The organism is Nocardioides imazamoxiresistens (assembly GCF_032378595.1).
In the GTDB taxonomy this organism is placed as follows: Bacteria; Actinomycetota; Actinomycetes; order Propionibacteriales; family Nocardioidaceae; genus Nocardioides; species Nocardioides imazamoxiresistens.
This window is the reverse complement of the sequence record NZ_JAVYII010000003.1, coordinates 201,631-225,895: the sequence shown is the minus strand read 5'-3', so window position 1 is coordinate 225,895 and position 24,265 is coordinate 201,631. Positions and strand designations below refer to the sequence as shown.

Below are 24,265 nucleotides of genomic sequence, written 5' to 3'. Positions count from 1 at the left end.
CGAAGCCACGTCGGCGGTCGCATCGGGGTGACCGCCTCCGTCGCTCGGGGGAGCCACCGCATGACACTCAGCGTCGATCCGTCCCAGCTGCAGGCGGCTGCCGCCGGCATGAGCGAGCTGGGCAGCACCGTCTCGGGTCTGCTGCTCGGCCACGACCTGTCACCGCTGCCCGGCGCACTGCCCGGCTCGGTCTCGGGCCCGGAGAGCACGGCGCTCGGCGCTGCGTGGGACGAGGAGAACGCCCTGCTCGCTGCCGCCGTCGAGGGCTACGTGGCGTCGATGAACGACGCCGCCACCGGGTTCCAGGTCACCGACGGCGCCGAGGCCGAGGCGTACGGCACCCCGCCCCCGGTCGACGGACCCGGCCCGGAGGCCTGGTGATGGTCACCCTCCAGGACGCCGTGACGTGGTCGCCGGAGGCGGTCGCCGCCGCCTCCGACGCGCTGGCGGCCAAGCGCAAGCAGCTGCTCGACCTGGTCGACGAGTTCGAGGCCGGCGCGCCCGACGACGCGTGGACCGGGATGACCGCGAACGCCGCCCGCGCGACCCACGCCGACATCAGCAGCGCGCTGGCCGACCAGATCTCCGAGCTGAGCCGGGTGGTCGCCGAGCTGGACATCGCCGCACAGGCCATGGGCACCCACGGCGCCGCGCTCACCGGGACCCTCGACGACATCGCGGTGAACGGCTTCTCCGTCACGCCTGCGGGCACCGGTTTCGTCGTCACCGCACCCCCCGACAGCTCCTCGTCGGTCCTGGACGTCCTGCGCATCTCGGCCTGGGTGAGCCAGCTGGAGGACGCGCTCAGCGGGTTGACCGAGGTGGACGCGAACCTCCAGGCGGTGCTGGCGGCAGCCCGGGAGAACCGGATCCGGGGTGGGGCCGGCGACCTGTCGGAGGCCGTCCTGCCCGAGGAGCTGCGAGGCCTCGACGACGAGGAGGTGGTCGAGTACCTGCTGGCCAACCCCACCGCGACCTCGACCTACCTCGACCTGCTCACCCCGCGGCAGCTCGACCTGCTCGGCGAGGAGCTCGCCGACAACGCCGAGGTGTTCAGCGACGCGGCCTTCGACGTCTACGGTGGCGGGGGCGTGCCACCGAGCAGCGACGACGTCGCGCTCACGGCCGAGCAGCTGCTGGCGTTCGGCGAGCACCCCGGCGTCGCCACCACCGTGCTCGAGCGGCTCGGGCCCCAGGGCCTCGTGGACGCCCAACGCACGGTCCTCTCGGGCGTCGCGCCGGCCGACGGCAGCGCGTACTCGGACGAGCAGATCGCCGCCTTCCAGCGCGGGCTCGGCACCGTGCTCGCCGGCGGCACGCAGCTGTACGGGGTCGAGACGGCGGACGGCGCTCCGGCCGGCCCCTCGGTCGACGAGCAGTGGGTGCAGGACTTCCTCGCCGTCGGCGAGGAGCAGGGGAGCTACGTCGGGCCCGACGGCGCGCTGCCGTACGGCTACCAGATCCTGGCTCCGCTCCTCGGCGAGCCGGGCCACGGCCCGCACTTCGTGCTCGAGGTCGCGACGGCCGTCGAGGAGTTCGAGCGCGCCAACGGCGGGTCGTCCGTCTGGCCCTCGCACCCCGGCACCGACCTCGACCGCGCGTACTCCCTCGACCCGTCGCACCGGTACGACCCGATGGAGGGCGTCATGCGGGGGCTCTCGCACTCCCCGGAGGCCGCGCGCACGTTCTTCGCCGTCGCGGACGGCGACGCGTCGCGGCTGGAGTACCACCTCACGGAGCGCGACTGGTTCTCCGGTCAGCTGCAGGCGAACGACGGGCAGGACGCCCTGGGGGACGCTCTCGTCGCCGCGACGGTCGAGGGCATCGACCCCTCCGCGGACCCGCCGGACGACCGCGGCGCGCGAATCCTCGAGCACTCCGTCGCGATCGTCACCGACGACCTGCGCGCCGAGGGGGACGCCGCCCAGCTCAACTACTACCTGCAGGAGGACTTCGCGACGATGCTCGGGGCGTACTCGGGCGACGTGTTCGACGGCATCGAGACGGTCGCCCAGGAGGGAACGGACGGGCGCCCGGTCCGTGAGCCCGGCGAGGGCACCTCGGCGAGCCTCACCGCCCAGGACCTGAGGCTGCTGATCCCCGCCGTCTCGGAGAACCCCGACGCCGCCGCCGTCCTGACCGGCAGCTTCACCGCCTACGCGGCCAGCGAGTACGACTACTACCTCAGCGGGCAGGCCAACGAGGACGCCCCGCAGAACGCGTACGACCCCGGCCGCGACCCGGTGGACCAGTACCTGACGAACCTGGGCAACGCCTCCACCCACGTCTCGACCCCCTACGGGTACGCCCTGGGGCTGGTCGCCGACGGCAGCGCCGAGTCGGCCATCGACACCGGCAGCGCCGAGGACGCCGCGGCGAGCGCTCGGGGCGACTCGACGCGCAGCGGCATCGGCCTGGTCGTCAAGGGGGTGACGGGGTTCGGCCTGGGCATGCTGCCCGGCGGCGGGATCCTGTCGCCGGCCATCGGCTCCGCGGTCGACGGGGTCGTGGGCGGGCTGAACAGCGCGAACGACGTCGACACCTCGGCCCAGGTGCTCGCCCAGGTCGGCGACCAGGTCCTCTACACCGAGGGCGCGGCCGTCGCGGTGCTGGACAACGCCGCGTACCAGCACATGCCCGAGGAGCTGCTGACCCAGGTCGCGGAGGACGGCACCGAGGTGAACGTCTTCGCCACGCCCGACGGCGGACGGCTGCCGATGGACCAGTGGGGCGACGAGCAGTGGAACCGGTGGGAGCAGGTGCGCGGCGACACCGACCTGGGTGACGTCAGCCCCCGGTCCGCAGCCCAGGACCTCGCCCAGCTCATGCGGGTCGAGCTCCGGTGACGCGCGTCGCGACGACGGTCGTCCCAGCGCCGAGGCCGAGGGCATCCGGGCCGAGCTGCGGAGGGCGGTGGCGCCGCGGGGCGTGACCGAGGACCGGGTGCCCGCCGCCTGGGGCGGGACCGACGCCGTGACGGCACTGCTGGATCTCTCGGCGGGCGAGATGCGGTGCCCGCGCCGGGCGCGACCGAGGAGAACGCGGACCGGCCGCGGGAGAACGCGGACGCCGACCCGATCCCGAGCCGGCGGCGTCCGCGTTTTCCTGCGAGCCGTCCGCGTTTTCTTGCGGACCGCGGCAGCTCAGCGCCGCCGCAACCAGCGCGCCTGCTCAAGCGGCGTCAGCCCCAGCCCGGCCAGCCGCTGCAGCGTCGCCGCGAGGTCCGGCACGAGGTCGGCCGGCGCGATCCCGGCCGGGCGCTCGGGGTCGCGGAACTGCGCGCGCGGGTAGACCCAGCGCACCGCGCTGACCTGCACCCCGAGCACCCGCCGCTGCCGGGTCGCCTCGTGCAGCTCCACGGCGCCGACCCCGGTCAGCCGGCACAGCTCGGAGCCGATGAGCGCCGGCCCGATCCCGTCGAACCGCTGCACGGGCAGCCGCCCGGCGTCGCGCTCGCCGGCGTCCGTCGGGAAGGTCCGGACGAGACGCGCGAGGTCGTACGCCACCCGCGCCCGCTCGTCACTGCGGTCGGGCAACCGCGCGTCGAGGCGCTCGACCAACGGGGTCAGGTCGACGTGGTCGACGAGCGCGCCGGCCGAGCGGGGTACGCCGCGGCGCAGCGCCTCCGGGTCCGCGTCGAGCACGTGGAGGGTGCGCGGGCGGCGCTCGCGCAGCCACGACGTCAGCTCCGCGTCGCCCGCCGGGTCGAGCGGCACGGTGAGCGCGGCGTCGTCCGCGACCAGGCTGAGGTGGGTGGCGTCGTGGGCGAGGCCGACGACGGTGGTGCTGGGCATGACGATCTCCGATCCGGCGCCGAGCAGGCGCCTCCGCTTGCCGGACGACGGGCGTCGCCGGCCCGCTCTCTCCCCGGGGCACCCACCGCGTGAGGGGTTGCCGGACGGCCAGCCGGGGGCTTCGCGCCGTCGCTCGTGAGCGTGCTCCGACCGTAGGCGACGCCACCGACAACCCCGGCGGTCGTCCACGGAAAGATTTATTGCCAATCTGACACTAAGTCCTTGCCACACCACTTCTTGTCATGCAGACTATTAATCATGGACACCGCACAGGCCCTCCTCCGCAGGGTCGAGGACGCCACCACCCCGGCCGACCTCTACGGCCCCGCCGACGGCGACCCGGCCGGCGTCCGGAGGGCACGGCGTACCCACCGGGTGCTCGCCCTCCACCTCCACCCCGACCGCCCGGCCGCGGGCCTCGACTCCGCCCGCGCGGCGGCGGCGTTCGCGAAGGCGACGGCGCTGTACGCCGCGTGGTCGCGGCCGACGGGCGGCACCGGTGGCGGCGACACGGACGACCGGGGCGAGGTGCTCGTGGGCAGCCGCGGCACCCACCGCCTCGGCCCGCTGCTGGCGCGGGGCACGGTGGCGAACGTCTACGCGGTGCCCGGCACCGACACGGTCGTGAAGCTGGTCCGGCGCCCCGGGTCCAACCGGTTCGTCCGCAACGAGCGGGCGGCGCTGCGCACGCTGGCGCGGTACGCGACGGGGACCGAGGCCTGGCTGGCGCCGTACGTGCCGCGCCTCGTCGACACCGCCACCGCGGCGGCCGACGAGGCCGGCGGGGAGGTGCTCGAGGCGAACGTGCTCGGGTCCCTGGGCCGGGCCGACGGCTTCGTCAGCCTGGCTGCGGTGCGCGACGCCGCGCCGGACGGCCTCGACGGTCGCGACTGGGCGTGGATGCAGCGGCGGCTGCTGCGGGCGCTGGCCGGCGCGCACGCCGCCGGGCTGGTGCACGGCGCGGTGCTGCCCGAGAACGTGCTGATCCATCCCCGCGAGCACGGCGTCGTGCTGGCCGGCTGGTCGTTCGCGACCCGGCCCGGCCGCCGCGCCGAGGGCGTCGTGCGGTCGCAGGCGGGGGCGTACCCGCCCGAGGCCACCGACGGCCTCGTCACCCCGGCGACCGACGTGGCGATGCTCGGCGCCCTCGCGCTGACGATGCTGCGCCCCGGCGAGCGCGCCCAGCGCCGCTTCGCCCAGGGCTGCCGCCAGGCGGAGCCGCGGATGCGGCCGACGGCGGCGGGACTGCTGGAGGAGTACGACGACCTGCTCGAGCGGCTCCACGGCCCTCGACGGTTCCGACCGTTCGATCTGGCTGTCTAGCGCAGATCCGATACCTACCGAGACACCCCCAGACCTACCCAGACCCACCCAGACGCACCGAGCGAGAAGGAGAGAACGATGGGCAACGGAGCATGGAGCGACCGGGCGTACACCGCGGCGGCGACCTTCCGGCGGCGCAGCGGCGCGACGGACTTCGGCTACAGCGACGACCTGCGGCGCCGGCCGACCTCGCAGTGGAAGGCGCACGCCGACCTCGACCCCCTCGGCGTCGGCGTGCGCGAGTCGCGCGACTCGGCCGAGCACCCGAACAGCACGCCGATCGCGGTGTTCTTCGACGTCACCGGCTCGATGGGCTCGGTGCCGCGGCAGATGCAGGCCGAGCTGTCGAAGCTGCACGGGCTGCTGCAGCGCAAGGGCTACGCGGAGGACCCGCAGATCATGTTCGGCGCCATCGGTGACGCCGACACCGACTACGTGCCGCTGCAGGTCGGGCAGTTCGAGTCGGACAACCGCATGGACGAGCAGCTGCGCTCGATCTTCCTCGAGGGCAACGGCGGCGGGCAGATGAGCGAGTCCTACGAGCTCGCGGCGTACTTCATGGCCCGCCACACCGCGACCGACGCGTGGGAGAAGCGTGGGAGGAAGGGCTACCTCTTCGTCATCGGCGACGAGACCTGCAAGCCGCGGCTGAGGGCGAAGCACGTGCGCAGCATCCTCGGCGACCGGGTCGGCGAGGACCTCGACACCGCGGCGCTGTGGCGCGAGGTGCAGGAGCGCTGGGAGGTCTTCTTCGTCCTGCCGCGCCAGACGGCGCACTACGACAACCCGACGGTCAACCAGCACTGGGCCGACCTGCTCGGCGAGCGGCTGCTGCGCCTCGACGACCCGGCCGCGGTGTGCGACCTGATCGCCCTGACGGTGGGCCTGCTGGAGGACTCGATCGACCTCGACGAGGGGCTCGACGACCTGCGCGACCTGGGCAGCGCGAGCGGTCCCTCGGTGGGCCGGGCGCTGGCCACGATCGGTGCCCCCGCGCGTACGCCCGCCGCTCGCGGCGCGACCGGACGCCTGCCCGCCACGGTGGCCAGCGGTCTCGCCGCGGACGCCGACGACCTGGCCTGACCTGGGCATTCGTCCCAGCAGCACGATCGAGAGGAGATGTTTCCCGTGGAACAACCGCACCGGATCGTCGTCGGGCTCGGCTTCGGCGACGAGGCCAAGGGGGCGACGGTCGACCACCTCTGCGTGGCCGGCGGCGTGTCCGCGGTGGTGCGGTTCTCGGGAGGCGGGCAGGCGGCGCACAACGTGGTCGCCGGCGGCGTGCACCACACGTTCCGGCAGTTCGGGTCGGGGACGCTCGCGGGGGTGGCGTCCTACCTGAGCCGGCACGTGCTGGTCAGCCCGGACGGGCTGGCGGCGGAGGCCGAGGAGCTCGCGGCGCTGGGCGTCGCGGACCCGCTCGGACTCGTCGCCGTCAGCCCGGACGCCCTCGTCGTCACCCCGGTGCACCGGGCCGCGAACCGCACGCGGGAGGACCTGCGCGGCGACGCGCGGCACGGCTCCTGCGGGCTCGGGATCGGGGAGACGCAGTGGTACGCCCTGCCCGTCGCCGAGGGCGGCGCGGGCGCCGGGTCCGCGGCGATCCGGGTGCGCGACTGCCTCGACCCGATGGTGCTGCGGACGAAGCTGGTGGCGCTGGTCGAGTTCTACGAGCCGTTGCTGGCGCAGGGTCGCCACGAGGCGCCGAGCGTGCGGGAGATGGCGCTCGACCTGCTGGAGTTCGCGCAGGCGGTCGCGATCGTGCCGGACTCGGCGTACCTCACCGCCGCTGCCGCCCGCGGGTCGCTCGTGTTCGAGGGGTCCCAGGGCGTGCTGCTCGACGAGTGGCGCGGCTTCCACCCGCACACGACGTGGTCGACGGTCACGCCCGCGCCCGCTCAGGAGCTGCTGGCGGCGGCCGGGTTGACCCGCTGCGAGGTGTGGGGGGCGACGCGGGCGTACGCCACCCGCCACGGCGCCGGGCCGTTCCCCTCGGAGGCGGCCGCGCTGCTCGGGTCGCTGCCCGAGCCGCACAACGGCACGGGCGAGTACCAGGGCGACTGGCGCGTCGGGCACCTCGACCTCGTGCTGCTGCGCTACGCCGCCGAGGTGTGCCGCCGCCACGGCGGCCTCGACCGCCTCGCCGTCAGCCACCTCGACCTGGCCCCGGCGGGCGTCGTCGACTCGTACGGCCCCGTCGCCCCCGGCCCGTTCCGCGACCTCGCGCACCAGGAGGGGCTCACGCGGATGCTGGCGTCCGTGGTCCCGGTGGTCGAGGAGTACGCCGACGACCCGGCCGACCTGATCGCGCGCGAGCTCGGCGTGCCGCTGGGCTCCGTGGCGCACGGGCCGGCGCGCGAGGACCGGCGGATCGTGGCGCTGGTGTGAGCGGGGGGCCCGAGCACGGAAGTCGGAAAACGGGCGTCGGAAGGGGTCCTCGAGGCCGGTCTGAGCTCGGTTTTCCGACTTCCGTGCTGGTCGGGGGTCTAGACCCCCGGTTTGCGCGAGGCCCTGACGGACAAGGTCGGCGACCATGGCTTCCGACCGAGCGGCGTCAGCCCGGCTGTTCACCCGCGTCACCACGGTCGCCTGTGTGGCGCTCGGCGCGTTGCTCGGCCTCGCCGGCCTCCCGTGGCTGGCGGCGATGGGCCTGGCGGTGACGCTCCTCGTGGTGATCCTGACCGTGACGACCCTCAGCGGATTCGTCGATCCCCGCTGGGATCCGCGGCGCTCCACGACCCGGGGATGGTTCCGCTTCCAGGTGGCCGTCTTCGTCGTAGGGCTCGGACTGCAGTCCTACTTCTTCGTCCGTGCCGTACAGGCGTCGGACCGCGACGAGGCCCTCGAGTTCGGGGCAGCCTCACTCATGTTCGCCGCATTCCTCGTGATGACCGTCCTGCTGCGTCCCCGCTCCACCCCCTGACCCTCAGTCCTCCGTCGACGGCGGCGTCCCACCCGGGGGCGTACCACCCGCGCCACCGCCGGGAGGCGTACCCGCTCCCCCGCCCACGCCGCTGCCGGCCTGCTGCTCGACGCTGCCCGCGTAGTCGTTGCTCGGGTCGCGGTAGATGGAGTGCACGTGGCCCCACCCGGAGGTGGTGACGCCGTCGACGTCGGCGCCGGCGGAGCCCTGCTGGGCCTGGAGCGCGACGTAGACGTCGGGGCCCGAGATGGAGAAGTTGATCCCGTCGCCGCTGGTCATGTCGTAGGTGGTCTCGCCGGACCAGCTGATCCACGTGTCGCCGAGCGTGGCCTCGATCTCGGCGAGCGTGGTCGCGGTCGTCTCCTCGTCGGCCATGCCGGCCCAGTTGGCGATGAGCTCGAGCAGCAGGTCGCGCTGCTCGTCGGTGAGGTCGGAGCCCTGCAGGCCGGAGCCGGTGGCGAAGTCGCAGGTGTCGCCGGGCGCGCACATGCTGACCTCGCCGGAGGTGAGCGTGGCCTGCTGCTCCTCGGTCAGGCTGTCGAAGAACGCGAACGCGTCGGTGTAGATGCCGTCGAAGGGCTGCACCTCCTCGCCGTCGTCGTCGGTCCACACGGCCGGCTGCACGCCGAGGTGGGTGGGCGCGAAGGTGATCGCGTCGCTGGCGCCGTCGAGGCTGGCGTTGATGCCGAGGTGGTGGCCGCCGAACTGCACCTCCCAGGCGTCGGTGTCGGACGGGTCGCCGAAGAGGGCGATGTAGTACTGCCCCAGCGAGTCCTCGGTGCTGCTGCTGTTCTCGGCCAGGTACGCGTCGCCGCCCATGATCCCGGTGACCGTCTCGTAGCCCTCCTCGCTCAGCAGCGCCTCCAGCACCGCCATCGCAGCGTCCTGCTGCTCCTCGGTGAGGTCGGCCAGGTTGACGCCGGCGCGCTCGACGAAGGTGACGGGGAAGTTCGACCACGACGTCGTCTTGGTCTCGTCGTCGTAGTCGTAGAGCACCGCCTCGCGCTGCTCCTCGCTCAGCGTCGCGAGGAAGGCCTCGGCCGCCGCGGCGGTGTCGGAGATGGTCTCGGCGGTGGTCGTGGCGTCGGTCGTGCCGGCGCTGGCGTCGGCGAGGCCGGCCACCGTGCTCGACGTGCTGGAGGTGCTGGACGTCGTCGACGTCGTGGAGTCGGCCGCGCAGCCACCGAGGGCGACGGCGCCGGCCAGGGCGAGGGCGGAGAGGCCGCCGAGGAACCGGCGGCGCAGGGGCGTGGAGGTCGTCATGCCCGTACGCTCCGCCGCCCCGCTGTGGGTTCCCTGTGCGCGGTCTGTAACGGCGGGATGAGTGCATACGTTCACAACGGGACAATGTTCACGTAGGCTGAACGCGTGGATGACCTGAACGAACCCGACCTCCTCGCCAGGGTCGCCGAGGTCCTCACCTCCCTCGACCTACCCCCCACGAAGATCGCGGTCGATGGCGAGTCGGACCTGACGGTGACGGTCCCCACGGCTGACGGCGGGCAGGAGCTGCACGTCGACGTCAGGTCACAGCTCCCGCGCGGCCGGCGTCCGGGCGCAGGCGACGTGATCGCCACGGAGCACATCGCGACCAGGACCGCGGAGCGCCTCCGTGCGGACGAGCGGTTCTTCGTCGATGCGAGCGGCAATGCGTACATCCGGCTACCCGGCTTCCTCCTCGACGTCCGCGGACGGCCCCGGCGGACGCCGGCGCGCCCCGTCACCGGTCGCGCGTTCACCCGGTCGGGCGCGCGCGTCCTCTTCGCGCTGCTGGTCCGGCCCGAGCTGGCCGGGACGCCCGTGCGGCGGCTGGCCGCACTGAGCGGCGTCTCGATCGGCACGACGAGCCACGTCCTCGACGACCTGCGCCGTGGGGGCCACCTGTCCTCGGACGGTGGTCGACTCCTCCACCTGCCCCGCCTCGCCGAGCTCTGGCTGGCCACGTACCAGACCACGATCCGGCCGCACCTGCAGTCGGCCCGCGCTGCCGGCCCCGACCTCGAGTGGTGGCGGGAGCAGGCCGGACCTCCCGACGTCGCCCTGAGCGGCGGCGCGGCCCTGGCCCGCGCCGGGGCGCCGGTCACGCCGTCCGTCGCCCTGGTCTACGGCACGCCGCCGTGGGCCGAGATCCGCCGCCACGCCCGGCTGCGCCGCGAGGAGCCCTGGAACGTCGAGCTGCGCGAGCGGTTCTGGAGCACCGAGCTCTGCGACGACCCGTACCTCGCTCCCGCCCTGCTGGTGTACGCCGACGCGATCAGCGGCGACGACCCGCGTGTCGCCACCGCCGCCGAGGAGATGTGGGAGGACCATGCCGATCTTCGACGCTTCCGCGTGGGCTGACGAGCTGCCGCTCGCCGCGCTGGCCGAGCTCGACGCCGCGCTGGCCGACTGGTTCCTCATCGGAGCGTTCGCTCGCGACGTCGTGGTGCACATGGCAGCCGGGCTGCCCCGATCGACCGTGACCCACGACGTCGACATCGCCGTCGCAGCGGCCGACGACGAGGCGTACCGCAGCATCGTCGCCCCGCTGCGGAAGTCCGGTGGCGGCCGCATCCGTCATCGAGCCGCGGGGTACGCGGTCGACGTGATCGCCTACGGCGGTGTGGCGCCGGGCGACGAGCTCGTCGACGAGTCGACGACCCTGGACGTCACCGGTCTCGCCGACGCAGCCCGGTCCACGATCGACGTGCGCCTCGCTCCCGACCTGGTCATCCGGTCCGCGTCGCTGCACGCGCAGGTCGTCCTCAAGATCATCGCCTGGCAGGCACGGGGTCGCACGAGCACGCGTGACGCCCGCGACCTCGCGTTGCTCCTCGACGCCAGCCACCAGGGCGGCTACGAGGCGGAGGTGTGGTCGGACGAGACGGCCCTGGCGGCGGGCGACCACCTGCCCGACCTGGCCGGACCGTTCCGCACCGGTTCCCTCATCCGCCGCGACTTCGCGGCGGCGGTCACGCGACGCGTCGCCGATCAGCTGGAGCCCCGTGCCGCGACGCCTCTGGTGGAAGCGATGGTCGGCAGCCCCGTCGGGCGGCGGCTTGCCGCCGAACGGCTCGACGCCTTGCGGCGGGGTCTCGTGCCGTCGACCGACGTCCACGGAGCAACGACGTGAGCGTCCTCGACCACCCCGTCCGCGCCGCGCTGCTGGGCGCCCACGCGCCGCTCGCGCGCCGGGTCGGGAGCGCGGTGGCGTACGCCCCCGAGGTCGCGACCTTCTGCGCGCCGCCCGACCAGCCCGACGCCGACGACTGGGCCGACCTCGCCCGGCTGCTCAGCCCCGGCGCGTTCGCGGACCTCTTCAGCCACCCGGCCACGCCTCCCGACGGCTGGGCGCCCGTGTTCGAGCTCGACGGCCTGCAGATGGTCGGCCCGATCTCCGCACCCAGGACCCCGCGGCCCGAGGGCCACGTCGAGCTGGGCGCCGCGGACGTGCCGGACATGCTCGCGCTGGCCGCCGCCACCCGTCCCGGACCGTTCTGGGCGGGCACGGTGCGGATGGGTCGCTACGTCGGCGTCCGGCGCGACGGCGTGCTCCTCGCGATGGCCGGCGAGCGGTTGCGCCCGCCCGGGTTCACCGAGGTCAGCGCGGTCTGCGCGCGGCCCGAGGCGCGGGGCCAGGGGCTGGCGACGGCGCTGGTGGCCGAGCTGGTCCGCGGGGTCGCGACGCGCGGCGAGCGCGCGTTCCTGCACGTGGCGGCCGACAACCCGGCGCTCGGGGTCTACGAGCGGCTGGGGTTCACCGCCCGGCGCGAGGTGCGCTTCCACGGGTGGACGACGCCGGCCTGATCCTCGGGAGTCGAGACCGCTTGGCGCGCCCCAGCATCCTTCCCCCATGGGCGGGGTGGACGAGGCCGACGTCGTCGTGGTCGGGGCCGGGCTGGCGGGGCTGCGCTGCGCCGGCGAGCTGGAGGACGCGGGCCTGCGGGTCGTGGTGCTCGAGCGCGCGGACGCCGTGGGCGGCCGGATCCGCACCGACACCGTCGACGGGCACCTCGTCGACCGCGGCTTCCAGCTGCTCAACCCCGGCTACCCCGCCGTGCGGCGCTGGGTCGACGTCGCCGCCCTCGACCTGCACGCCTTCACCGCGGGGGTCGCGGTGCGCGGGGAGACGGGCGTACGCCGCCTCGGTCACCCCTGGCACGCCCCCGCGCTGCTGCCGGCCTCGGCCGCCGCGATGGCCACCAGCGTCCCGGACGCGCTGCGCCTGGCGCGGTGGGTCGCGCCCGTGCTGCCGACGGCGGTGCCCGGGCGCTCGACCGCGGGGCTCGGGGAACGGCTGGCTGCGGCCCCGGACGCCGCGCTGGCCGACAGCCTCGACGCCGCCGGGGTCGGTGGCCTGCCGCGGCGGGTGCTGGACGGTTTCCTCGCCGGTGTCGTGCTCGACGACACCGGTGCGACGTCGGCGCAGTTCGCGCGGCTGCTGGTCAGCTCGTTCGTGGAGGACACCCCGGCGCTGCCGCGAGAGGGCATGGAGGCGCTGCCGCGGCAGCTGGCGGCGCGGCTGCGCGAGCCGGTGCGCACCGGGGTCGAGGTCGAGTCGGTCACCGGCGGCGCGCCCGCCCGGGTGCGGACCTCCGCGGGCGAGGTGATCGCCCGTGCCGTGGTGGTGGCCGGCGACGCGACGGCCGCCGAGCGGCTGCTCGGGATCGCGGCGCCGCCGTGGCGCGGGGTGGTGACGGAGTGGTACTCCGCGCCCTCGTCCCCAGCCCCCGCCGACCGCGCCCGGATCCTGCACGTCGACGGCCGCGCGCGCCCGAGGGGGCCGTTGGTCAACGCGGCGGTGATGTCGGCCGCCGCGCCCAGCTACGCCCCGCCGGGCCGGCACACGGTGGCTGCGTCCGCGCTGCTCGGGCCGGGGCGCCCGTCGCCGTCGAGCGCGGCGATGCGCAACCACGCGGGCGAGCTGTTCGGGCGCGACCCGGGCGGCTGGGAGCTGCTGCGGCGCGACGAGGTGCCGCACGCGCTGCCGGCGCAGGCGCCGCCGCTGTCGCTGCGACGTCCGGTCGCGCTGGGCGACGGGCTGTTCGTCGCGGGCGACCACCGCGACACCGCGTCGATCCAGGGCGCCTTGGTCGGCGGGCACCGCGCGGCGCGGGCCGCACTCGAGCACCTACGAGGGACGGGATCGTGAGCATGGAGGACATCGCCGAGGACGCCGTGCTGGTCGCCGGGGCCGGGATCAGCGGGATCGCGTGCGCGCGGGCGCTGGTCGACGCCGGGGTGCCGGTCGTCGTGGTCGATCGCGGTTACCGCGTCGGCGGCCGGATGGCCTCGAAGCGCGTCGACGACCGCCCGGTCGACCTGGGCGCGGCGTACTTCACCGTCCCCGACGACGACCCCGCCTTCGCCGCCGTGGTCGAGTCCTGGCGCGCGGCCGGGCTGGCTCGGGAGTGGACTCGACGCTTCCACGCCACGTCCGCGGACGGGCTCGAGCCGAAGGACGGGCCGGTGCGCTGGTCGGCGCCGGGCGCCCTGCGCTCGCTGGTCGAGCAGCTGGCCGAGGGTCTCGACGTACGCCGCGGCGCGGTCGCCGCGGTGAGTGCAGGCCCCTCGGGCGTACGCGTCGGCGGCGCGACCGTCCGCGCCGTCGTGCTGGCCATGCCCGACGCGCAGGCGGTCCGTCTGCTCGACGACTCGCTCGCCGACGTGGCGGCGCGGCTCGACCGGGAGTGGGAGCCGGTGCTGGCGCTGGTGGCGTCGTGGGACCGGTCGACGTGGGAGGTCGACGGGGTGTTCGTCAACGACTCCGAGGTGCTCTCGTTCGTCGCGGACGACGGGCGCCGCCGCGGGGACGGCGCGCCGGTGCTGGTGGCGCACTCGACGCCGGACTTCGCCCGCCGCCACCTCGAGGACCCGGACGCGGCGGGCCCGGAGATGGTCGCGGCGCTGCGCGCTGTGCTCGACCTCCCCGAGCCGGCGTCGTCCCTGGTCAAGCGCTGGGGCCTGGCGCGGCCGACGGGCGAGCGCGACGAGGCGTACCTCCTCGACGACCGCAGCATCGGCGTCTGCGGCGACGGCTGGGGCCCGACCCCGCGGGTCGCGACGGCGTGGCGCTCGGGCCACGAGCTGGGCGCCGCGCTCGCCCGGACGCTGTGACCCTCGCCGCCGCGCTGCTGCTCGCGGCGACCGCGCTGCACCTGGGGTTCCAGGCGGTGGTGACGCTGGTGGTGTACCCGGCGCTGCGCGTCGAGCGCGACGCCCCCGCCGAGCGGTGGCGGGCGGTGCACGACGCGCACTCGCGGCGGATCGCGCCGCTGGTCGTCGCGGTCTACGGCGTGCTGGCCCTGGCCGGGGTGTCCGTGCTGTTCGACGGGATCGACGTCTGGCAGGGGGTGGCCCTGGGCCTGTCGGGTTTTGTCGTGGCAACGACCGCGTTTGCGGGCGCGCCCCTCCACGGTGCGCTGGGGTGCACGGACGACCCGGCGCGCCGCGCCGCCCTGCTGCGGCGGCTGGCGGTCGCCGACGCCGTACGCCTCGGTGGTGCCGCCGCCGCGTTCGGCGCCGCGGTGGTGGGGGCGGTCAGGTGAGCGTCCGACACAGCCAATAGCCCGTCATGCGAGCGCACCCTCTGGGATGATCCGACGGTGACTCCGGATGAGCGGCTGCGGGAGCTGGCCCTGCGGCACGCAGCGTTCGCCTGGCTCGACCGCCAACGTGCCGCCGGCAAGGAGACCTTCACTCAAGCCGACACCAGCGGCCTCGCCCTCGGCGGCGAGACCCTGCGTCTGATGCCGACGCAGCAGGGCATCTGGAAACCGGGACAGCTGGAGGCCGCGCTGTCCTTCCGCACGGTCTACCGCCCCGAGGGCACGGACCGGCCGTACGACGACAACATCGATCCCGATGGGTTCCACCGATACAAGATGCGCGGCGACGATCCGAACCACTTCGAGAACCGGGCGCTACGCGCAGCGATGGTCGAACGTCTCCCGTTGATCTGGTGGCTCGGAGTCCAGGGCGGTGGATACAGCGCTCTCTATCCGATCTACCTGATCAACGAGGAGCCGCTCGAAATGCAGTTCGTCGTGGACATCGAAGCGGTGCCCCAGCCTGACATCGTCTGGCCGTCGGTCGACCTTGAGCTCGATCCGTCCTACCGGCAACAACTCGCCAAGATCCGACTTCACCAGCGCCCGTTCCGGGCGGCCGTGCTGCGGGCGTACCGGACCTCGTGCTCGATCTGCTCGTTCCGCCACAGCGACCTGCTCGATGCCGCGCACATTCACGAGGACGGAGCCGGTGGGCTACCCGTCATCACCAACGGCCTGACACTGTGCAAGATGCACCACGCCGCCTACGACCGTCGGATCATCGGCATCACCCCGGACTACGAGATCCGCGTCAACCGCGACGTGCTCGAAGAGGTCGACGGCCCGATGCTGCGCCACGGCATCCAGGAGTTCCACGGCAAGCCGCTGATGGTCCTGCCCGAGCGCCGAACTCATCGCCCGGACAGGACCCTGCTCGATGCTCGGTACCAGCGCTTTCTCGACGCCGGCTAGAGCAGACCGAGCTGCGTCAGCGCGTCAGTCACCCAGCGCCGGGTAGTCCGTGTACCCCTCGGCGCCGCCGCCGTAGAACGTGTCCGGGTTGGGCTCGTTCAGCTCCGCCCCGATCTCCCAGCGCCGCGGGAGGTCGGGGTTGGCGAGGAACAGCCGCCCGACCGCCACGGCGTCGGCGAGGTCCTTGTCCAGGATCTCCTGGGCCGCTTCGCGCGTGGTGATCTCGCCGAAGCCGTCGTTCGCGATGACCACGCCACCGAAGGCGCGGCGCAGGTCCTGCACCAGCTCGAGCTTCGGGTCGGCCAGGATGCTGAGGTACGCCAGCCCCAGCGGCGCGAGCGCGTCGACGAGCAGGCCGTAGGTGGCTGCGACGTCGGCGGGGTCCTCCTCGGTCGCGCCCTGGATGTTGTGGGCGGGAGAGATGCGGATGCCGACCCGGTCCGGGCCGATCGCCTCCGCGACGGCGCGGGTGACCTCGATGGCGAACCGGGCGCGGTTCTCCGGCGACCCTCCGTACTCGTCCGTGCGGTGGTTCGAGCCCGGCGCGAGGAACTGGTGGATGAGGTAGCCGTTGGCCGCGTGGACCTCGACCCCGTCGAGACCAGCGTCGACGGCGTTGCGCGCCGCCTGCACGATGCCCTCGATGACGCCGGGGATCTCGTCGAGCTCGAGGGCCCGAGGGGTCGGGTGCGGCTTCGGCCCCTCGGCCGTGAACATCTCGTTCGGCGCCGCGATCGCGCTGGGGGCGATGATCTGCTGCCCGCCGGTGTTGTCCGGGTGCGAGATGCGCCCGGCGTGCATGAGCTGGGCGACGATCCGGCCGCCGTCGGCGTGCACGGCGTCGGCGACGCGGCGCCAGCCCGCCAGCTGCTCGTCGGAGTGGAACCCGGGGGTGTCGAGGTAGCCCTGGCCGTCCGCCGTGGGCTGGCTGCCCTCGGTGATGATCAAACCGGCGGAGGCGCGCTGCGAGTAGTATTCCACCGCCAGGTCGCCGGGCACGGTGCCCTTCGCGCGGTTGCGGGTCAGCGGCGCCATCACGAGGCGGTTCGGCAGCGTCCAGGCGCCGACGGTCAGCGAGTCGAAAAGATCAGCCATGCAGGTCTCAGCAGCCGAGGCGGGCGGGTTGTTCCGTGTACCAGCTCACCCCGCCCGCGCCCGGGCGTGCTCCCCCCTCGATCAGGCCGTCTGCTGGTACGCCGGGAAGTCGACGTACCCGGCCTCCCCCCCGCCGTAGAACGTCGCCAGGTCGGCCTCCGCGAGCGGCAGCCCGTGGCGCAGGCGCTCGACCAGGTCGGGGTTGGCGATGTACGCCCGCCCGAAGCTGATCAGGTCGGCGCCCAGGCCGAGCCAGTGGTCGGCGGACTCGCGGTTGGTGGGCACGGGGCCGTACGGCGCGCCACCGCGCTGCGTCCACGTGCTCGGGTTGACCATGAACGTGCCGCTCCAGCGGCGACGCAGGTCAAGCATCGTCGCCTCGTCGGTGGTGGCCTCCAGGTGGACGTACGCGAGGCCGAGCCGGTCCAGCTCGGCGAGCAGCGCGGCGTACAGCTCGGGCACGTCCTCCTCGACGACGTCCCAGATGCCGGCGTCCGGCGAGAGGCGGATGCCGACGCGGTGCGCGCCGATCGCGTCGGCGGTGGCCTCGACGGCCTCGACGGCGAAGCGGATGCGGTTCGCGATCGATCCCCCGTAGGAGTCGGTACGCAGGTTGGCGTTGGAGGAGAGGAACTGGCTAATCAGGTAGCCGTTCGCGCCGTGCAGCTCGACGCCGTCGAATCCGGCGCCGACCGCGCGCACCGCGGCCTCGGCGTACGACCGCGCCTGCTCGCCCACCTCGTCGAGGGTCAGCGCCCGCGGGACGGGAGCCTGCTGCGGGCCGGCCAGCGTGAAGAGCGGGGCGTTGGCCGCCACGGCCGACGGCCCGACCGGCTGCAGACCGCTGACCGACTCGTGGCCGATCCGCCCGCCGTGCATGAGCTGGCCGAAGATGCGCCCACCCTGGGCGTGGACCGCGTCGGTGACCGGACGCCACGACGCCGCCTCGGCGTCGGTGCGCAGACCGGCCGCGCCGGGGTTGGCGGTGCCGACGCGGTTGGGCTGGATGCCGTCGGAGATGAGCAGGCCGGCGCTGGCCCGCTGGGCGAAGTACGTCGCCATCGCCTCGGTGGCGAGGCCCTCGGCCGTGCCGCGGACACGCGACATCGGCGCCATGACGACGCGGTTGGGCAGGGCGAGGCCGCCGATCTCGTGGCGGTCGAACAGGGAGCGGTTCTCGGTCATGACGGTTACGCTAGAACCTGACACTGACGTCAGAGGCAAGTCTTCGGCGTGTGAACCGGGTCATGGAGGTGGCAGATGCGGATCGGCGAGCTGGCGGAACGCGCGGGCGCGAGCGTGCGCTCGCTGCGCTACTACGAGGAGCAGGGCCTGCTCACCTCGCAGCGCAGCCCGTCGGGGCAACGGCACTACGACGAGTACGCCGTCGAGCGCGTGCTGCTGCTCAAGCGCCTGTACGCCGCCGGCCTCACCAGCAGCGTCATCACGGAGGTGCTCCCCTGCACCTACGCCCCCAGCATCGAGACCAACGACCACGCGTTCGAGCGGATGACGGCCGAGCGGGACCGGCTCGCGGCGCACATCGCGGAGCTGACGGAGACACTGGGGTCGTTGGATCGCGTGATCGCTATGAACCGGCGGTGGCGGGCGGAGCAGGACGCGGGGTCTAATCGACGTCCGGACACCGCGACGGGTGCTTAGGGTGGGCGCTATGGATTCACTCGCAGAGGTGCTTCGGCTCTTCGTCGCTCAACGCGACTGGGACCAGTTCCACAGGCCCGCAAATCTGGCCAAGAGCGTGGCTATCGAAGCAGGTGAACTGCTGGAGTGCTTCCAGTGGGACGACGACGCCGACTCGGACCGCGTGGCTGGCGAGTTGGCAGATGTTCTGACCTATTGCCATCTCCTCGCTGCAAAGCTCGGTCTCGATCCGGATCAGATCGTCCGCGACAAGCTGATCGAGACCGCCCAAAAGTATCCCGTTGACCTCGCACGTGGGCGAAGCACTAGGTATGACCAGTTTTAGGATCGAGGAGGTCACGTTCCGGGCTGCCGAGGTCAGTGCTTGGTCGCGTCTCGAACCCAGGTTCCGGAACTGGCCGGTCGTCTACACCCTGTCGGACGGCCGTGACATCTACGTCGGCGAATCACTCAACGCAGCGGGACGATTCAAGCAGCACTTGGAGTCACCTGGCCGGCGCCACCTCCGGGCCGCGCGCGTGGTCGTTGATGACACCTTCAATAAGTCCGTGTGCCTTGATCTCGAGTCGTACCTCATCCGACTTTTCGCTGGTGACGGAAAGTATCAGGTGCTTAATGGGAACCATGGCATCACGAACGCCGACTACTTCGGTCGAGACGCTTATCGCACCACGTTCGGCGAGATTTTCGAGGCGCTAAGGGATCGCGGCGCCTTCACCCGTCCGATTCAAGAGATCGAGAACTCGGACTTATTCAAACTGTCGCCTTTCAAAGCGCTGACTCAGGAACAGGCGATAGCTGTCGAAGACATCCTTTCGGGGTTATTCGACGACCTTGAATCTGGCGCGGGCAGTCGGATTGTCATCAGCGGCTCGCCTGGAACGGGCAAGACCGTAGTGGCTATATTCCTGATGAAGCTCCTTAGCGACATTCAGCACGCCGACCCTGCTGCACCGCCAGAGACGGACGCGTTGCTCGCCGAATTCTTCGTTCCTGGGTACCCCGAGTTGTTGCGCAACTTTCGCGTGGGCCTCGTCGTACCGCAGCAGTCACTTCGCACCTCCATCAAAGGTGTCTTCAAGAAGACGCCGGGTCTCCGCCCTGCGCAAGTCCTGAGTCCGTTCGAGGTAGGAAACTCGCCTCACCCCTTCGACCTGCTCGTCGTGGATGAGACCCACCGCCTGAACCAACGTGCTGCGCAGGCTGCCGGTCCGCTGAACACCATGTTCGCTGCGATTAACCGTCGCCTGTTCGGCTCGGACGACCCGACACGAACGCAATTGGACTGGATCAACGTTCAAAGCAAGCACCAGATTTACCTGCTCGACGGCGCACAAGCGATCCGCCCCGCAGATCTACCGCTCGCAGCGACGACCCGGCTCCGGGAGGATGCCGCTATGGATCGGCGGCTATATCGCCTGACTTCACAAATGAGGGTGAGAGCTGGCGACGACTACGTCGCGTACATCCGGGGTCTGCTCGACGGATCAGTCACGGAACCCAAGTCGTTCGGTGACTACGACCTGCGCTTCTTCGACGACTTCTCTGAGATGCGCCGCGCGATCTTCGCTCGGGACGCGGAGGTCGGACTCTCCCGAGTCCTAGCAGGTTTCGCCTGGAAGTACGCGTCGAAAAAGGACCGCTCGGCCGTTGATATTCGCCTTGGCGGTCTGGATCTGCAATGGAACGGGACGGACGTCGACTGGGTCAGCTCGCCAGGCTCGCTTCAGCAGGTGGGATCGATTCACACAATTCAGGGTTACGACCTCAACTATGCAGGCGTCGTCGTCGGCCGCGATCTGCGCTTCGACCAACAACAACGGCGCGTAGTCTTCGATCGCAGCCAGTACTTCGATCCGCGGGGAACGACGAACAACAAACTACTGGGCATCACCTATAGCGACGACGACATCCTGGCGCTTGTCCGCAACATCTACGCGGTCCTGTTAACACGTGGCATGTCGGGGACTTACGTCTACGTATGCGACGAAGCGCTGCGTTCGCACCTGCGTCCCTTCTTCTCGTCACCGCGGCGTTGAGACAGCGCCCGCGTGGGCGCCGTTGTGAACCCAGCCCCTAGTAGGCGAAGACGTGCACGCTGAGCACGTCGATCTCGCGGCGTGGGTCGCCGAAGAAGGCGCCTAGTCGGCGCGCGACAAGTGGAAAAACGCGCTCCCGCCGAGAGCCGTCTCCCTTCCAATTGTTGTGAGGGACCATCAGGAACAGATGGTGGGCGTCTGGCGCCACGTGAGCCTTCCAAAGGTCCTTCAGGTCATGATTGTTCGTGGTTGTTCCACCGCGTTCGACCTCGGCAATGATGCCGCGTCCGTCGCTGAGCGAGTAGAAGAAATCGGGACGGGCTCTGGTGACGAGACCGGTTTGCGGAGTGAGTACGACTTCCTCACCGAAGCCGAGATCTTCGCGCAGCAACTTGGCAAAGTGATCTTGAATGGACCTACTTGAGGCGCCGTGCACGTGAAGCAGCGCGATCTCGGCCTGAGTCGCCTCGATGTGCGCGAGAAGTCTCGCCGCGAGGCGATCAACAGCGGCCAACTCCTCAGCCTGCCCCGCCAGAACATTCACCTTGACGTGGCGCGCGTATCCATCCACGTGCCGCAGCTTCGCAGCTCCAAGGCGCAGAAGCTACCGGCCCCAGAACCGCTAGTACCATCACGGGCTTTGCCCGAGAAGATGGAAGGCTCGAAGTGCGTCGAGTGCCGATCGCTTTTACGGACGTACTCCAGTGGAGCCTAGGGGACTCGAACCCCTAACCCCCTGCTTGCAAAGCAGGTGCGCTACCAATTGCGCCAAGGCCCCGCGTCGCGACGCCGGGGCGTCGCGGAGTGGTGCTGCTACTTCCTGACCGGGTCGGTCGCTTCGGCCCAGAGCGCCTGCTCGGCCTTGCTCTCGTCCATCTTCTTCTTCACCAGCAGCGCGCCGCCGACGGCGATCAGACCCATGATGATCTTCTTCAACGTTCCGCACCCTTCCCCGGTCAGCTTCCTGCGGAGGTTACCGCAACGGCGCGCGCGGGCGGCTACCGGCCGCGCGCGGGAGGCGTACCCTCTGTGTGCCGCGTCACACCCGCGTGCGCGGCTGTGGACACCTCTCGGGAGCACCTCATGAAGCAGCTGCTGCGCGCCGTCGCGTGCGCTCTCACCCTCGGTCTCGGCCTCGTCGTCGCCGGGTCCGGCACGACCGCCCAGGCGGCCACCACGACGCAGTACCGCGAGGGCACCCTCGCCACCGCCGTCGCCAACTTCGCCCTCAGCCCGTCCTACCTGCGCGGCGTCAACGACTGGGACTGCGTGCCCAGCCCCGAGCACCCCGAGCCGGTCGTCCTGCAGCACGCGACGTTCGTGAACTTCGGGTCGAACTTCGTGAAGCTCGCGCCGCGGCTGCTCAACGAGGGCTACTGCGTCTACGCGCAGAACTACGGCATGACGTGGTCGTCGTTCGGCCGCGTCGGCGGCCTCGGCTCCGTCACGACCTCGGTGCGCAGCCTTGCCGCGTTCGTCGAGCGGGTACGCACCGCGACCGGCAGCGAGAAGGTCGACGTGGTCGGCCACAGCCAGGGCGGCCTGGTCGCGTACGCCTACATCAAGACCGCCGGCGGCGCCGCCACCGTCGACGACTACGTCGCCTGGGGCGGCAGCCAGAACGGCACCACCCTCAACGGCATCGCGACGCTCGGCCGCTCGCTCAACCTGCTCGGCTTCGCCGAGGCCTTCGCCGGCCTGCTCCAGGCACCCGGTGTCACCGACCAGGCCATCGGCAGCCGCTTCATGGACGGCTTCCGCGCCGACCCGGCCGTGCCCGCCGGCCCCGACTACACGACCATCCAGACCCGCTACGACACCGTCGTCACGCCCTACGAGACCCAGTCCATCCCCGGCGCGAACAACGTCGTGCTCCAGGACCTCTGCGCCGACAACCGCGTCGGGCACGTCGGCCTCTTCCTCGACGAGCCCACCCTGCAGCTGACCGTGAACGCCCTCGCCGGCGGACCGGACGACTTCCGCCCCACCTGCACCGGCTACGGCCCCGCCCTCTGACGCGACCCCACCCGGTCACGCCACAATGACCGCGTGACCGGGTGGGAGCAGTACGCCGACGACCTCACCGCCGCGCTGCGCACGGTCGGGGACCGGGTCTTCCTGATCGCGTCCGCGCGCGAGCGGCCCCTGGCGTACGTCCAGTTCGCCGGCGGCCCCGACGCCGTCGACGCCGAGGCGTCGGGCGCGGGCGCCGGGCCCCTGGCGTACCTGCTCGAGGACCAGGGCTGGCAGCCGCCGCACCCGCTCGAGGTCAACTGGCGCAGCCGGCTCCCCCGCGCGGCGAGCACCGCCGAGCACGCGGAGCTCGTCGCCCGGTGCGTGGCCGCGCTGCGGGAGGCGTACGGCGTCAGGTCCCCCGACGACCTCGCCTACCGCGCGTGGCGCGAGCGCGAGGTCGCGCCGTCGGGAGTCACCTGGCCACGGGCCCGCTTCGAGGCGCTCGACCCCGGTGAGGACCCCCTGGTCCTGCCCGACCTCGAGCCCGGCCGTACGCCCACGCCGGCACCGGACCCCGCGACCGTCGCCTCATGGAAGGCGATGGACCCGGCCGCGCTCTGCGACGCGCTCGACGTCTGGGCCCGCCGCTCGTGGCCGCTCGCGGAGGAGGACGCGTACGCCGTCGCCACCCGCGACCTGGGCTGGGAGATCGAGGTGGAGGACGGGCGGCGCTACGTCGTGCACCCCTCCCCCGGCATCGACCGGCGCGACGTCGGCGTCGCGTTCCGGCGGGGACAGCTCAGCGACGTGCGGCTCACGGCGACCGACGCGACCCGCGACCGCTCCCGCGCCGCGGCCGCGTTCCTCGGTGACGCCTTCGCGGCGACGGTCCGCGAGGCCTCCGCACGGTGGGGCACCTCCGCGGCGGGCGAGTCGCAGCGCGACGACCCGCTCGCGCAGGTCCGCCGATGGACCCTGCCCGGCGGCGCGCGCGTGGAGCTGGCGCTGACCGTCCGGGCCGTACGCGCCGTGGTCACGTCCCCGCAGGGCGTCGCGTGGGCCGAGCGCGACGACGAGATCTACTTCGACGGCCTCTGATACCTCGCCGGCAGGTCCGTCACCTCGACGTGGCCCTCCGCCACCAGCCGCTGCAGGAACGCGGCGACGGCTCGCCGCCGCGCCTTGGCGTCCCGCACGGCCCCAGCCCCGACCTCGTCGTGCGCGACCAGCCGCGGCCACCACGGCAGGCCCAGCACCCGGCGCCGCTCTCGCAGCTCGAGGCGGTAGCGGAACGAGCCGGCCGGGGTCCCGGCGGGCGAGCGGGCGTACACCTGCAGGAAGAGCGGCTCCGGCAGCATCGGCAGCGGGAACTCGTCGGAACGCACCGGCGTCGCCGGCTTCCAGGAGGGTCGGCCCACGCGCCGAGCGTAGGACGCGACCCCCGGGAACGACCGAAGCCCCACGGAGATCCGTGGGGCTTCGATGTGGGTGGGCCTAACAGGACTTGAACCTGTGACCTCTTCCTTATCAGGGAAGCGCTCTAACCGTCTGAGCTATAGGCCCGGGTGGCGGTACGCCGAGGCGAGAGACTACTAGAGCCCCCGGCGCACCACCAAAAGCGGGTCGGATCAGACCGCGCGGACGTTCTCCGCCTGCGGGCCCTTGGGGCCGGCGGTGACGTCGAACTCGACGCGCTGGTTCTCGCTCAGGCTCTTGTAGCCGTTGCCGCTGATCGCAGAGTGGTGGACGAACGCGTCGCCGGTGCCGTCGTCCGGCGTGATGAAGCCGAAGCCCTTCTCGTCGCTGAACCACTTCACGGTGCCCTGAGTCATGTCGATACGTCCTTCTGGTGCTACGACGCGAGCGCGGTGCCCGTCGCCAGCTGGAACATCTGGAGGCGACCTGATGCCCAGCGGCGCTGAAGACCAAGAGACGAAGAGATGTGGGAGCGGCACCTGTCGCCGCTCGTAG

Annotated in this window: 26 protein-coding genes, 2 tRNA genes and 1 riboswitch; of the genes, 18 read left to right on the top strand and 10 right to left on the bottom strand. The window is 72.4% G+C overall.

The genetic code is table 11. From position 1 onward, the window contains the following. Positions 1-60: 60 nt before the first annotated feature. Both RDV89_RS08020 and RDV89_RS08015 read left to right on the top strand, forming a co-directional pair. On the top strand, positions 61-381 hold the full coding sequence (locus tag RDV89_RS08020; protein WP_315732437.1) for a hypothetical protein: 321 nt from the start codon (positions 61-63) through the stop codon (positions 379-381). Beyond that, complete coding sequence (locus RDV89_RS08015; RefSeq protein ID WP_315732436.1) at positions 381-2,846, top strand: DUF6571 family protein; 2,466 nt, start codon at positions 381-383, stop codon at positions 2,844-2,846. The genes RDV89_RS08020 and RDV89_RS08015 overlap by 1 nt, the downstream gene beginning before the upstream one ends. 297 nt (positions 2,847-3,143) lie before the next feature. On the opposite strand, the gene RDV89_RS08010 is transcribed toward RDV89_RS08015, so the two are convergent. Beyond that, the gene (locus RDV89_RS08010; RefSeq protein WP_315732435.1) at positions 3,144-3,794 is read right to left on the bottom strand and encodes a hypothetical protein; all 651 of its coding nucleotides are present in this window, start codon (positions 3,792-3,794) and stop codon (positions 3,144-3,146) included. A 28-nt stretch (positions 3,795-3,822) separates the two neighbouring features. Then, positions 3,823-3,935, bottom strand: a riboswitch (SAM riboswitch). 117 nt (positions 3,936-4,052) lie between these two features. On the opposite strand from RDV89_RS08010, the gene RDV89_RS08005 reads away from it, so the two are divergent. The 4 genes from RDV89_RS08005 (at position 4,053) to RDV89_RS07990 (ending at position 8,040) form a co-directional block, all read left to right on the top strand. After that, positions 4,053-5,117 (top strand): protein kinase family protein, encoded by a 1,065-nt coding sequence (locus RDV89_RS08005; protein WP_315732434.1) that lies wholly within the window; start codon positions 4,053-4,055, stop codon positions 5,115-5,117. Between the two features lie 78 nt (positions 5,118-5,195). Further along, complete coding sequence (locus tag RDV89_RS08000) at positions 5,196-6,200, top strand: hypothetical protein (RefSeq protein WP_315732433.1); 1,005 nt, start codon at positions 5,196-5,198, stop codon at positions 6,198-6,200. A gap of 45 nt (positions 6,201-6,245) precedes the next feature. Then, positions 6,246-7,505, top strand: coding sequence for an adenylosuccinate synthetase (locus tag RDV89_RS07995; protein ID WP_315732432.1), 1,260 nt, complete (start codon positions 6,246-6,248; stop codon positions 7,503-7,505). 145 nt (positions 7,506-7,650) lie between these two features. After that, positions 7,651-8,040, top strand: coding sequence for a hypothetical protein (locus tag RDV89_RS07990; RefSeq protein WP_315732431.1), 390 nt, complete (start codon positions 7,651-7,653; stop codon positions 8,038-8,040). Between the two features lie 3 nt (positions 8,041-8,043). Here RDV89_RS07990 and RDV89_RS07985 read toward each other — a convergent pair whose 3' ends face one another. Beyond that, complete coding sequence (locus RDV89_RS07985) at positions 8,044-9,303, bottom strand: DUF3500 domain-containing protein (protein WP_315732430.1); 1,260 nt, start codon at positions 9,301-9,303, stop codon at positions 8,044-8,046. Positions 9,304-9,408: 105 nt separating this feature from the next. Between RDV89_RS07985 and RDV89_RS07980 the strand changes: the two genes are divergently transcribed. Genes RDV89_RS07980 through RDV89_RS07950 form a run of 7 tightly spaced genes read left to right on the top strand, consistent with a single transcriptional unit; the run spans position 9,409 to position 15,542 of the window. Then, positions 9,409-10,380, top strand: coding sequence for a type IV toxin-antitoxin system AbiEi family antitoxin (locus RDV89_RS07980; protein WP_315732429.1), 972 nt, complete (start codon positions 9,409-9,411; stop codon positions 10,378-10,380). Further along, positions 10,349-11,152, top strand: coding sequence for a hypothetical protein (locus RDV89_RS07975; RefSeq protein ID WP_315732428.1), 804 nt, complete (start codon positions 10,349-10,351; stop codon positions 11,150-11,152). The genes RDV89_RS07980 and RDV89_RS07975 overlap by 32 nt, the downstream gene beginning before the upstream one ends. After that, on the top strand, positions 11,149-11,826 hold the full coding sequence (locus RDV89_RS07970) for a GNAT family N-acetyltransferase (protein WP_315732427.1): 678 nt from the start codon (positions 11,149-11,151) through the stop codon (positions 11,824-11,826). The genes RDV89_RS07975 and RDV89_RS07970 overlap by 4 nt, the downstream gene beginning before the upstream one ends. 46 nt (positions 11,827-11,872) lie before the next feature. Continuing rightward, positions 11,873-13,171: an FAD-dependent oxidoreductase gene (locus tag RDV89_RS07965; RefSeq protein ID WP_315732426.1), complete on the top strand. Its 1,299-nt coding sequence runs from the start codon at positions 11,873-11,875 to the stop codon at positions 13,169-13,171. A 2-nt stretch (positions 13,172-13,173) separates the two neighbouring features. Continuing rightward, positions 13,174-14,136 carry an NAD(P)/FAD-dependent oxidoreductase gene (locus tag RDV89_RS07960; protein ID WP_315732711.1) on the top strand — a complete coding sequence of 321 codons (963 nt, stop codon included), beginning with the start codon at positions 13,174-13,176 and terminating at the stop codon, positions 14,134-14,136. Further along, a complete protein-coding gene (locus RDV89_RS07955; protein WP_315732425.1) occupies positions 14,133-14,567 on the top strand; it encodes a hypothetical protein in 435 nt (144 codons plus the stop codon). The genes RDV89_RS07960 and RDV89_RS07955 overlap by 4 nt, the downstream gene beginning before the upstream one ends. 57 nt (positions 14,568-14,624) lie before the next feature. After that, a complete protein-coding gene (locus RDV89_RS07950; protein ID WP_315732424.1) occupies positions 14,625-15,542 on the top strand; it encodes an HNH endonuclease in 918 nt (305 codons plus the stop codon). Between the two features lie 24 nt (positions 15,543-15,566). On the opposite strand, the gene RDV89_RS07945 is transcribed toward RDV89_RS07950, so the two are convergent. Both RDV89_RS07945 and RDV89_RS07940 read right to left on the bottom strand, forming a co-directional pair. After that, positions 15,567-16,637 carry an alkene reductase gene (locus RDV89_RS07945; RefSeq protein ID WP_315732423.1) on the bottom strand — a complete coding sequence of 357 codons (1,071 nt, stop codon included), beginning with the start codon at positions 16,635-16,637 and terminating at the stop codon, positions 15,567-15,569. Between the two features lie 81 nt (positions 16,638-16,718). Beyond that, positions 16,719-17,822: an alkene reductase gene (locus RDV89_RS07940; RefSeq protein WP_315732422.1), complete on the bottom strand. Its 1,104-nt coding sequence runs from the start codon at positions 17,820-17,822 to the stop codon at positions 16,719-16,721. A gap of 75 nt (positions 17,823-17,897) precedes the next feature. Between RDV89_RS07940 and RDV89_RS07935 the strand changes: the two genes are divergently transcribed. The 3 genes from RDV89_RS07935 to RDV89_RS07925 are packed head-to-tail and all read left to right on the top strand — an operon-like array spanning position 17,898 to position 20,338. Beyond that, positions 17,898-18,299, top strand: coding sequence for a MerR family transcriptional regulator (locus tag RDV89_RS07935; RefSeq protein ID WP_315732421.1), 402 nt, complete (start codon positions 17,898-17,900; stop codon positions 18,297-18,299). Between the two features lie 10 nt (positions 18,300-18,309). Next, positions 18,310-18,624, top strand: coding sequence for a nucleotide pyrophosphohydrolase (locus RDV89_RS07930; protein WP_315732420.1), 315 nt, complete (start codon positions 18,310-18,312; stop codon positions 18,622-18,624). Beyond that, the gene (locus RDV89_RS07925) at positions 18,581-20,338 is read left to right on the top strand and encodes a DNA/RNA helicase domain-containing protein (protein ID WP_315732419.1); all 1,758 of its coding nucleotides are present in this window, start codon (positions 18,581-18,583) and stop codon (positions 20,336-20,338) included. Before RDV89_RS07930 ends, RDV89_RS07925 begins: the two co-directional genes overlap by 44 nt. A gap of 37 nt (positions 20,339-20,375) precedes the next feature. Here RDV89_RS07925 and RDV89_RS07920 read toward each other — a convergent pair whose 3' ends face one another. The 3 genes from RDV89_RS07920 to RDV89_RS07910 all read right to left on the bottom strand — a co-directional run bounded on the left by RDV89_RS07920 (position 20,376) and on the right by RDV89_RS07910 (position 21,274). Next, positions 20,376-20,909 (bottom strand): hypothetical protein, encoded by a 534-nt coding sequence (locus RDV89_RS07920; protein ID WP_315732418.1) that lies wholly within the window; start codon positions 20,907-20,909, stop codon positions 20,376-20,378. 134 nt (positions 20,910-21,043) lie between these two features. Beyond that, positions 21,044-21,116, bottom strand: a tRNA-Ala gene (locus tag RDV89_RS07915). Between the two features lie 35 nt (positions 21,117-21,151). Further along, positions 21,152-21,274, bottom strand: coding sequence for a DLW-39 family protein (locus tag RDV89_RS07910; RefSeq protein ID WP_315732417.1), 123 nt, complete (start codon positions 21,272-21,274; stop codon positions 21,152-21,154). A gap of 147 nt (positions 21,275-21,421) precedes the next feature. Here RDV89_RS07910 and RDV89_RS07905 point away from each other — a divergent pair, with 147 nt between their 5' ends. Beyond that, positions 21,422-22,354 carry an esterase/lipase family protein gene (locus RDV89_RS07905; protein WP_315732416.1) on the top strand — a complete coding sequence of 311 codons (933 nt, stop codon included), beginning with the start codon at positions 21,422-21,424 and terminating at the stop codon, positions 22,352-22,354. Between the two features lie 33 nt (positions 22,355-22,387). Continuing rightward, positions 22,388-23,392: a DUF6301 family protein gene (locus tag RDV89_RS07900; protein ID WP_315732415.1), complete on the top strand. Its 1,005-nt coding sequence runs from the start codon at positions 22,388-22,390 to the stop codon at positions 23,390-23,392. Here RDV89_RS07900 and RDV89_RS07895 read toward each other — a convergent pair. The 3 genes from RDV89_RS07895 to RDV89_RS07885 all read right to left on the bottom strand — a co-directional run bounded on the left by RDV89_RS07895 (position 23,374) and on the right by RDV89_RS07885 (position 24,126). Beyond that, positions 23,374-23,712 (bottom strand): hypothetical protein, encoded by a 339-nt coding sequence (locus RDV89_RS07895; protein ID WP_315732414.1) that lies wholly within the window; start codon positions 23,710-23,712, stop codon positions 23,374-23,376. The genes RDV89_RS07900 and RDV89_RS07895 overlap by 19 nt on opposite strands. Positions 23,713-23,783: 71 nt before the next feature. Then, positions 23,784-23,857 (bottom strand) — tRNA-Ile (locus RDV89_RS07890). 65 nt (positions 23,858-23,922) lie between these two features. Beyond that, positions 23,923-24,126 carry a cold-shock protein gene (locus RDV89_RS07885; RefSeq protein WP_315732413.1) on the bottom strand — a complete coding sequence of 68 codons (204 nt, stop codon included), beginning with the start codon at positions 24,124-24,126 and terminating at the stop codon, positions 23,923-23,925. Positions 24,127-24,265 lie beyond the last annotated feature (139 nt).

What these genes read in the sequence shown, in the direction of transcription:
- RDV89_RS08010 (WP_315732435.1), bottom strand. Translation starts at nt 3,794, where the DNA reads ATGCCCAGCACCACCGTCGTCGGCCTCGCCCACGACGCCACCCACCTC.
- RDV89_RS07940 (WP_315732422.1), bottom strand. Translation starts at nt 17,822, where the DNA reads ATGACCGAGAACCGCTCCCTGTTCGACCGCCACGAGATCGGCGGCCTC.
- RDV89_RS07930 (WP_315732420.1), top strand. Translation starts at nt 18,310, where the DNA reads ATGGATTCACTCGCAGAGGTGCTTCGGCTCTTCGTCGCTCAACGCGAC.
- RDV89_RS08020 (WP_315732437.1), top strand. Translation starts at nt 61, where the DNA reads ATGACACTCAGCGTCGATCCGTCCCAGCTGCAGGCGGCTGCCGCCGGC.
- RDV89_RS07885 (WP_315732413.1), bottom strand. Translation starts at nt 24,126, where the DNA reads ATGACTCAGGGCACCGTGAAGTGGTTCAGCGACGAGAAGGGCTTCGGC.
- RDV89_RS08000 (WP_315732433.1), top strand. Translation starts at nt 5,196, where the DNA reads ATGGGCAACGGAGCATGGAGCGACCGGGCGTACACCGCGGCGGCGACC.
- RDV89_RS07990 (WP_315732431.1), top strand. Translation starts at nt 7,651, where the DNA reads ATGGCTTCCGACCGAGCGGCGTCAGCCCGGCTGTTCACCCGCGTCACC.
- RDV89_RS07985 (WP_315732430.1), bottom strand. Translation starts at nt 9,303, where the DNA reads ATGACGACCTCCACGCCCCTGCGCCGCCGGTTCCTCGGCGGCCTCTCC.
- RDV89_RS07960 (WP_315732711.1), top strand. Translation starts at nt 13,174, where the DNA reads ATGGAGGACATCGCCGAGGACGCCGTGCTGGTCGCCGGGGCCGGGATC.
- RDV89_RS07905 (WP_315732416.1), top strand. Translation starts at nt 21,422, where the DNA reads ATGAAGCAGCTGCTGCGCGCCGTCGCGTGCGCTCTCACCCTCGGTCTC.
- RDV89_RS07965 (WP_315732426.1), top strand. Translation starts at nt 11,873, where the DNA reads ATGGGCGGGGTGGACGAGGCCGACGTCGTCGTGGTCGGGGCCGGGCTG.
- RDV89_RS08015 (WP_315732436.1), top strand. Translation starts at nt 381, where the DNA reads ATGGTCACCCTCCAGGACGCCGTGACGTGGTCGCCGGAGGCGGTCGCC.
- RDV89_RS07935 (WP_315732421.1), top strand. Translation starts at nt 17,898, where the DNA reads ATGCGGATCGGCGAGCTGGCGGAACGCGCGGGCGCGAGCGTGCGCTCG.
- RDV89_RS07975 (WP_315732428.1), top strand. Translation starts at nt 10,349, where the DNA reads ATGCCGATCTTCGACGCTTCCGCGTGGGCTGACGAGCTGCCGCTCGCC.
- RDV89_RS08005 (WP_315732434.1), top strand. Translation starts at nt 4,053, where the DNA reads ATGGACACCGCACAGGCCCTCCTCCGCAGGGTCGAGGACGCCACCACC.
- RDV89_RS07945 (WP_315732423.1), bottom strand. Translation starts at nt 16,637, where the DNA reads ATGGCTGATCTTTTCGACTCGCTGACCGTCGGCGCCTGGACGCTGCCG.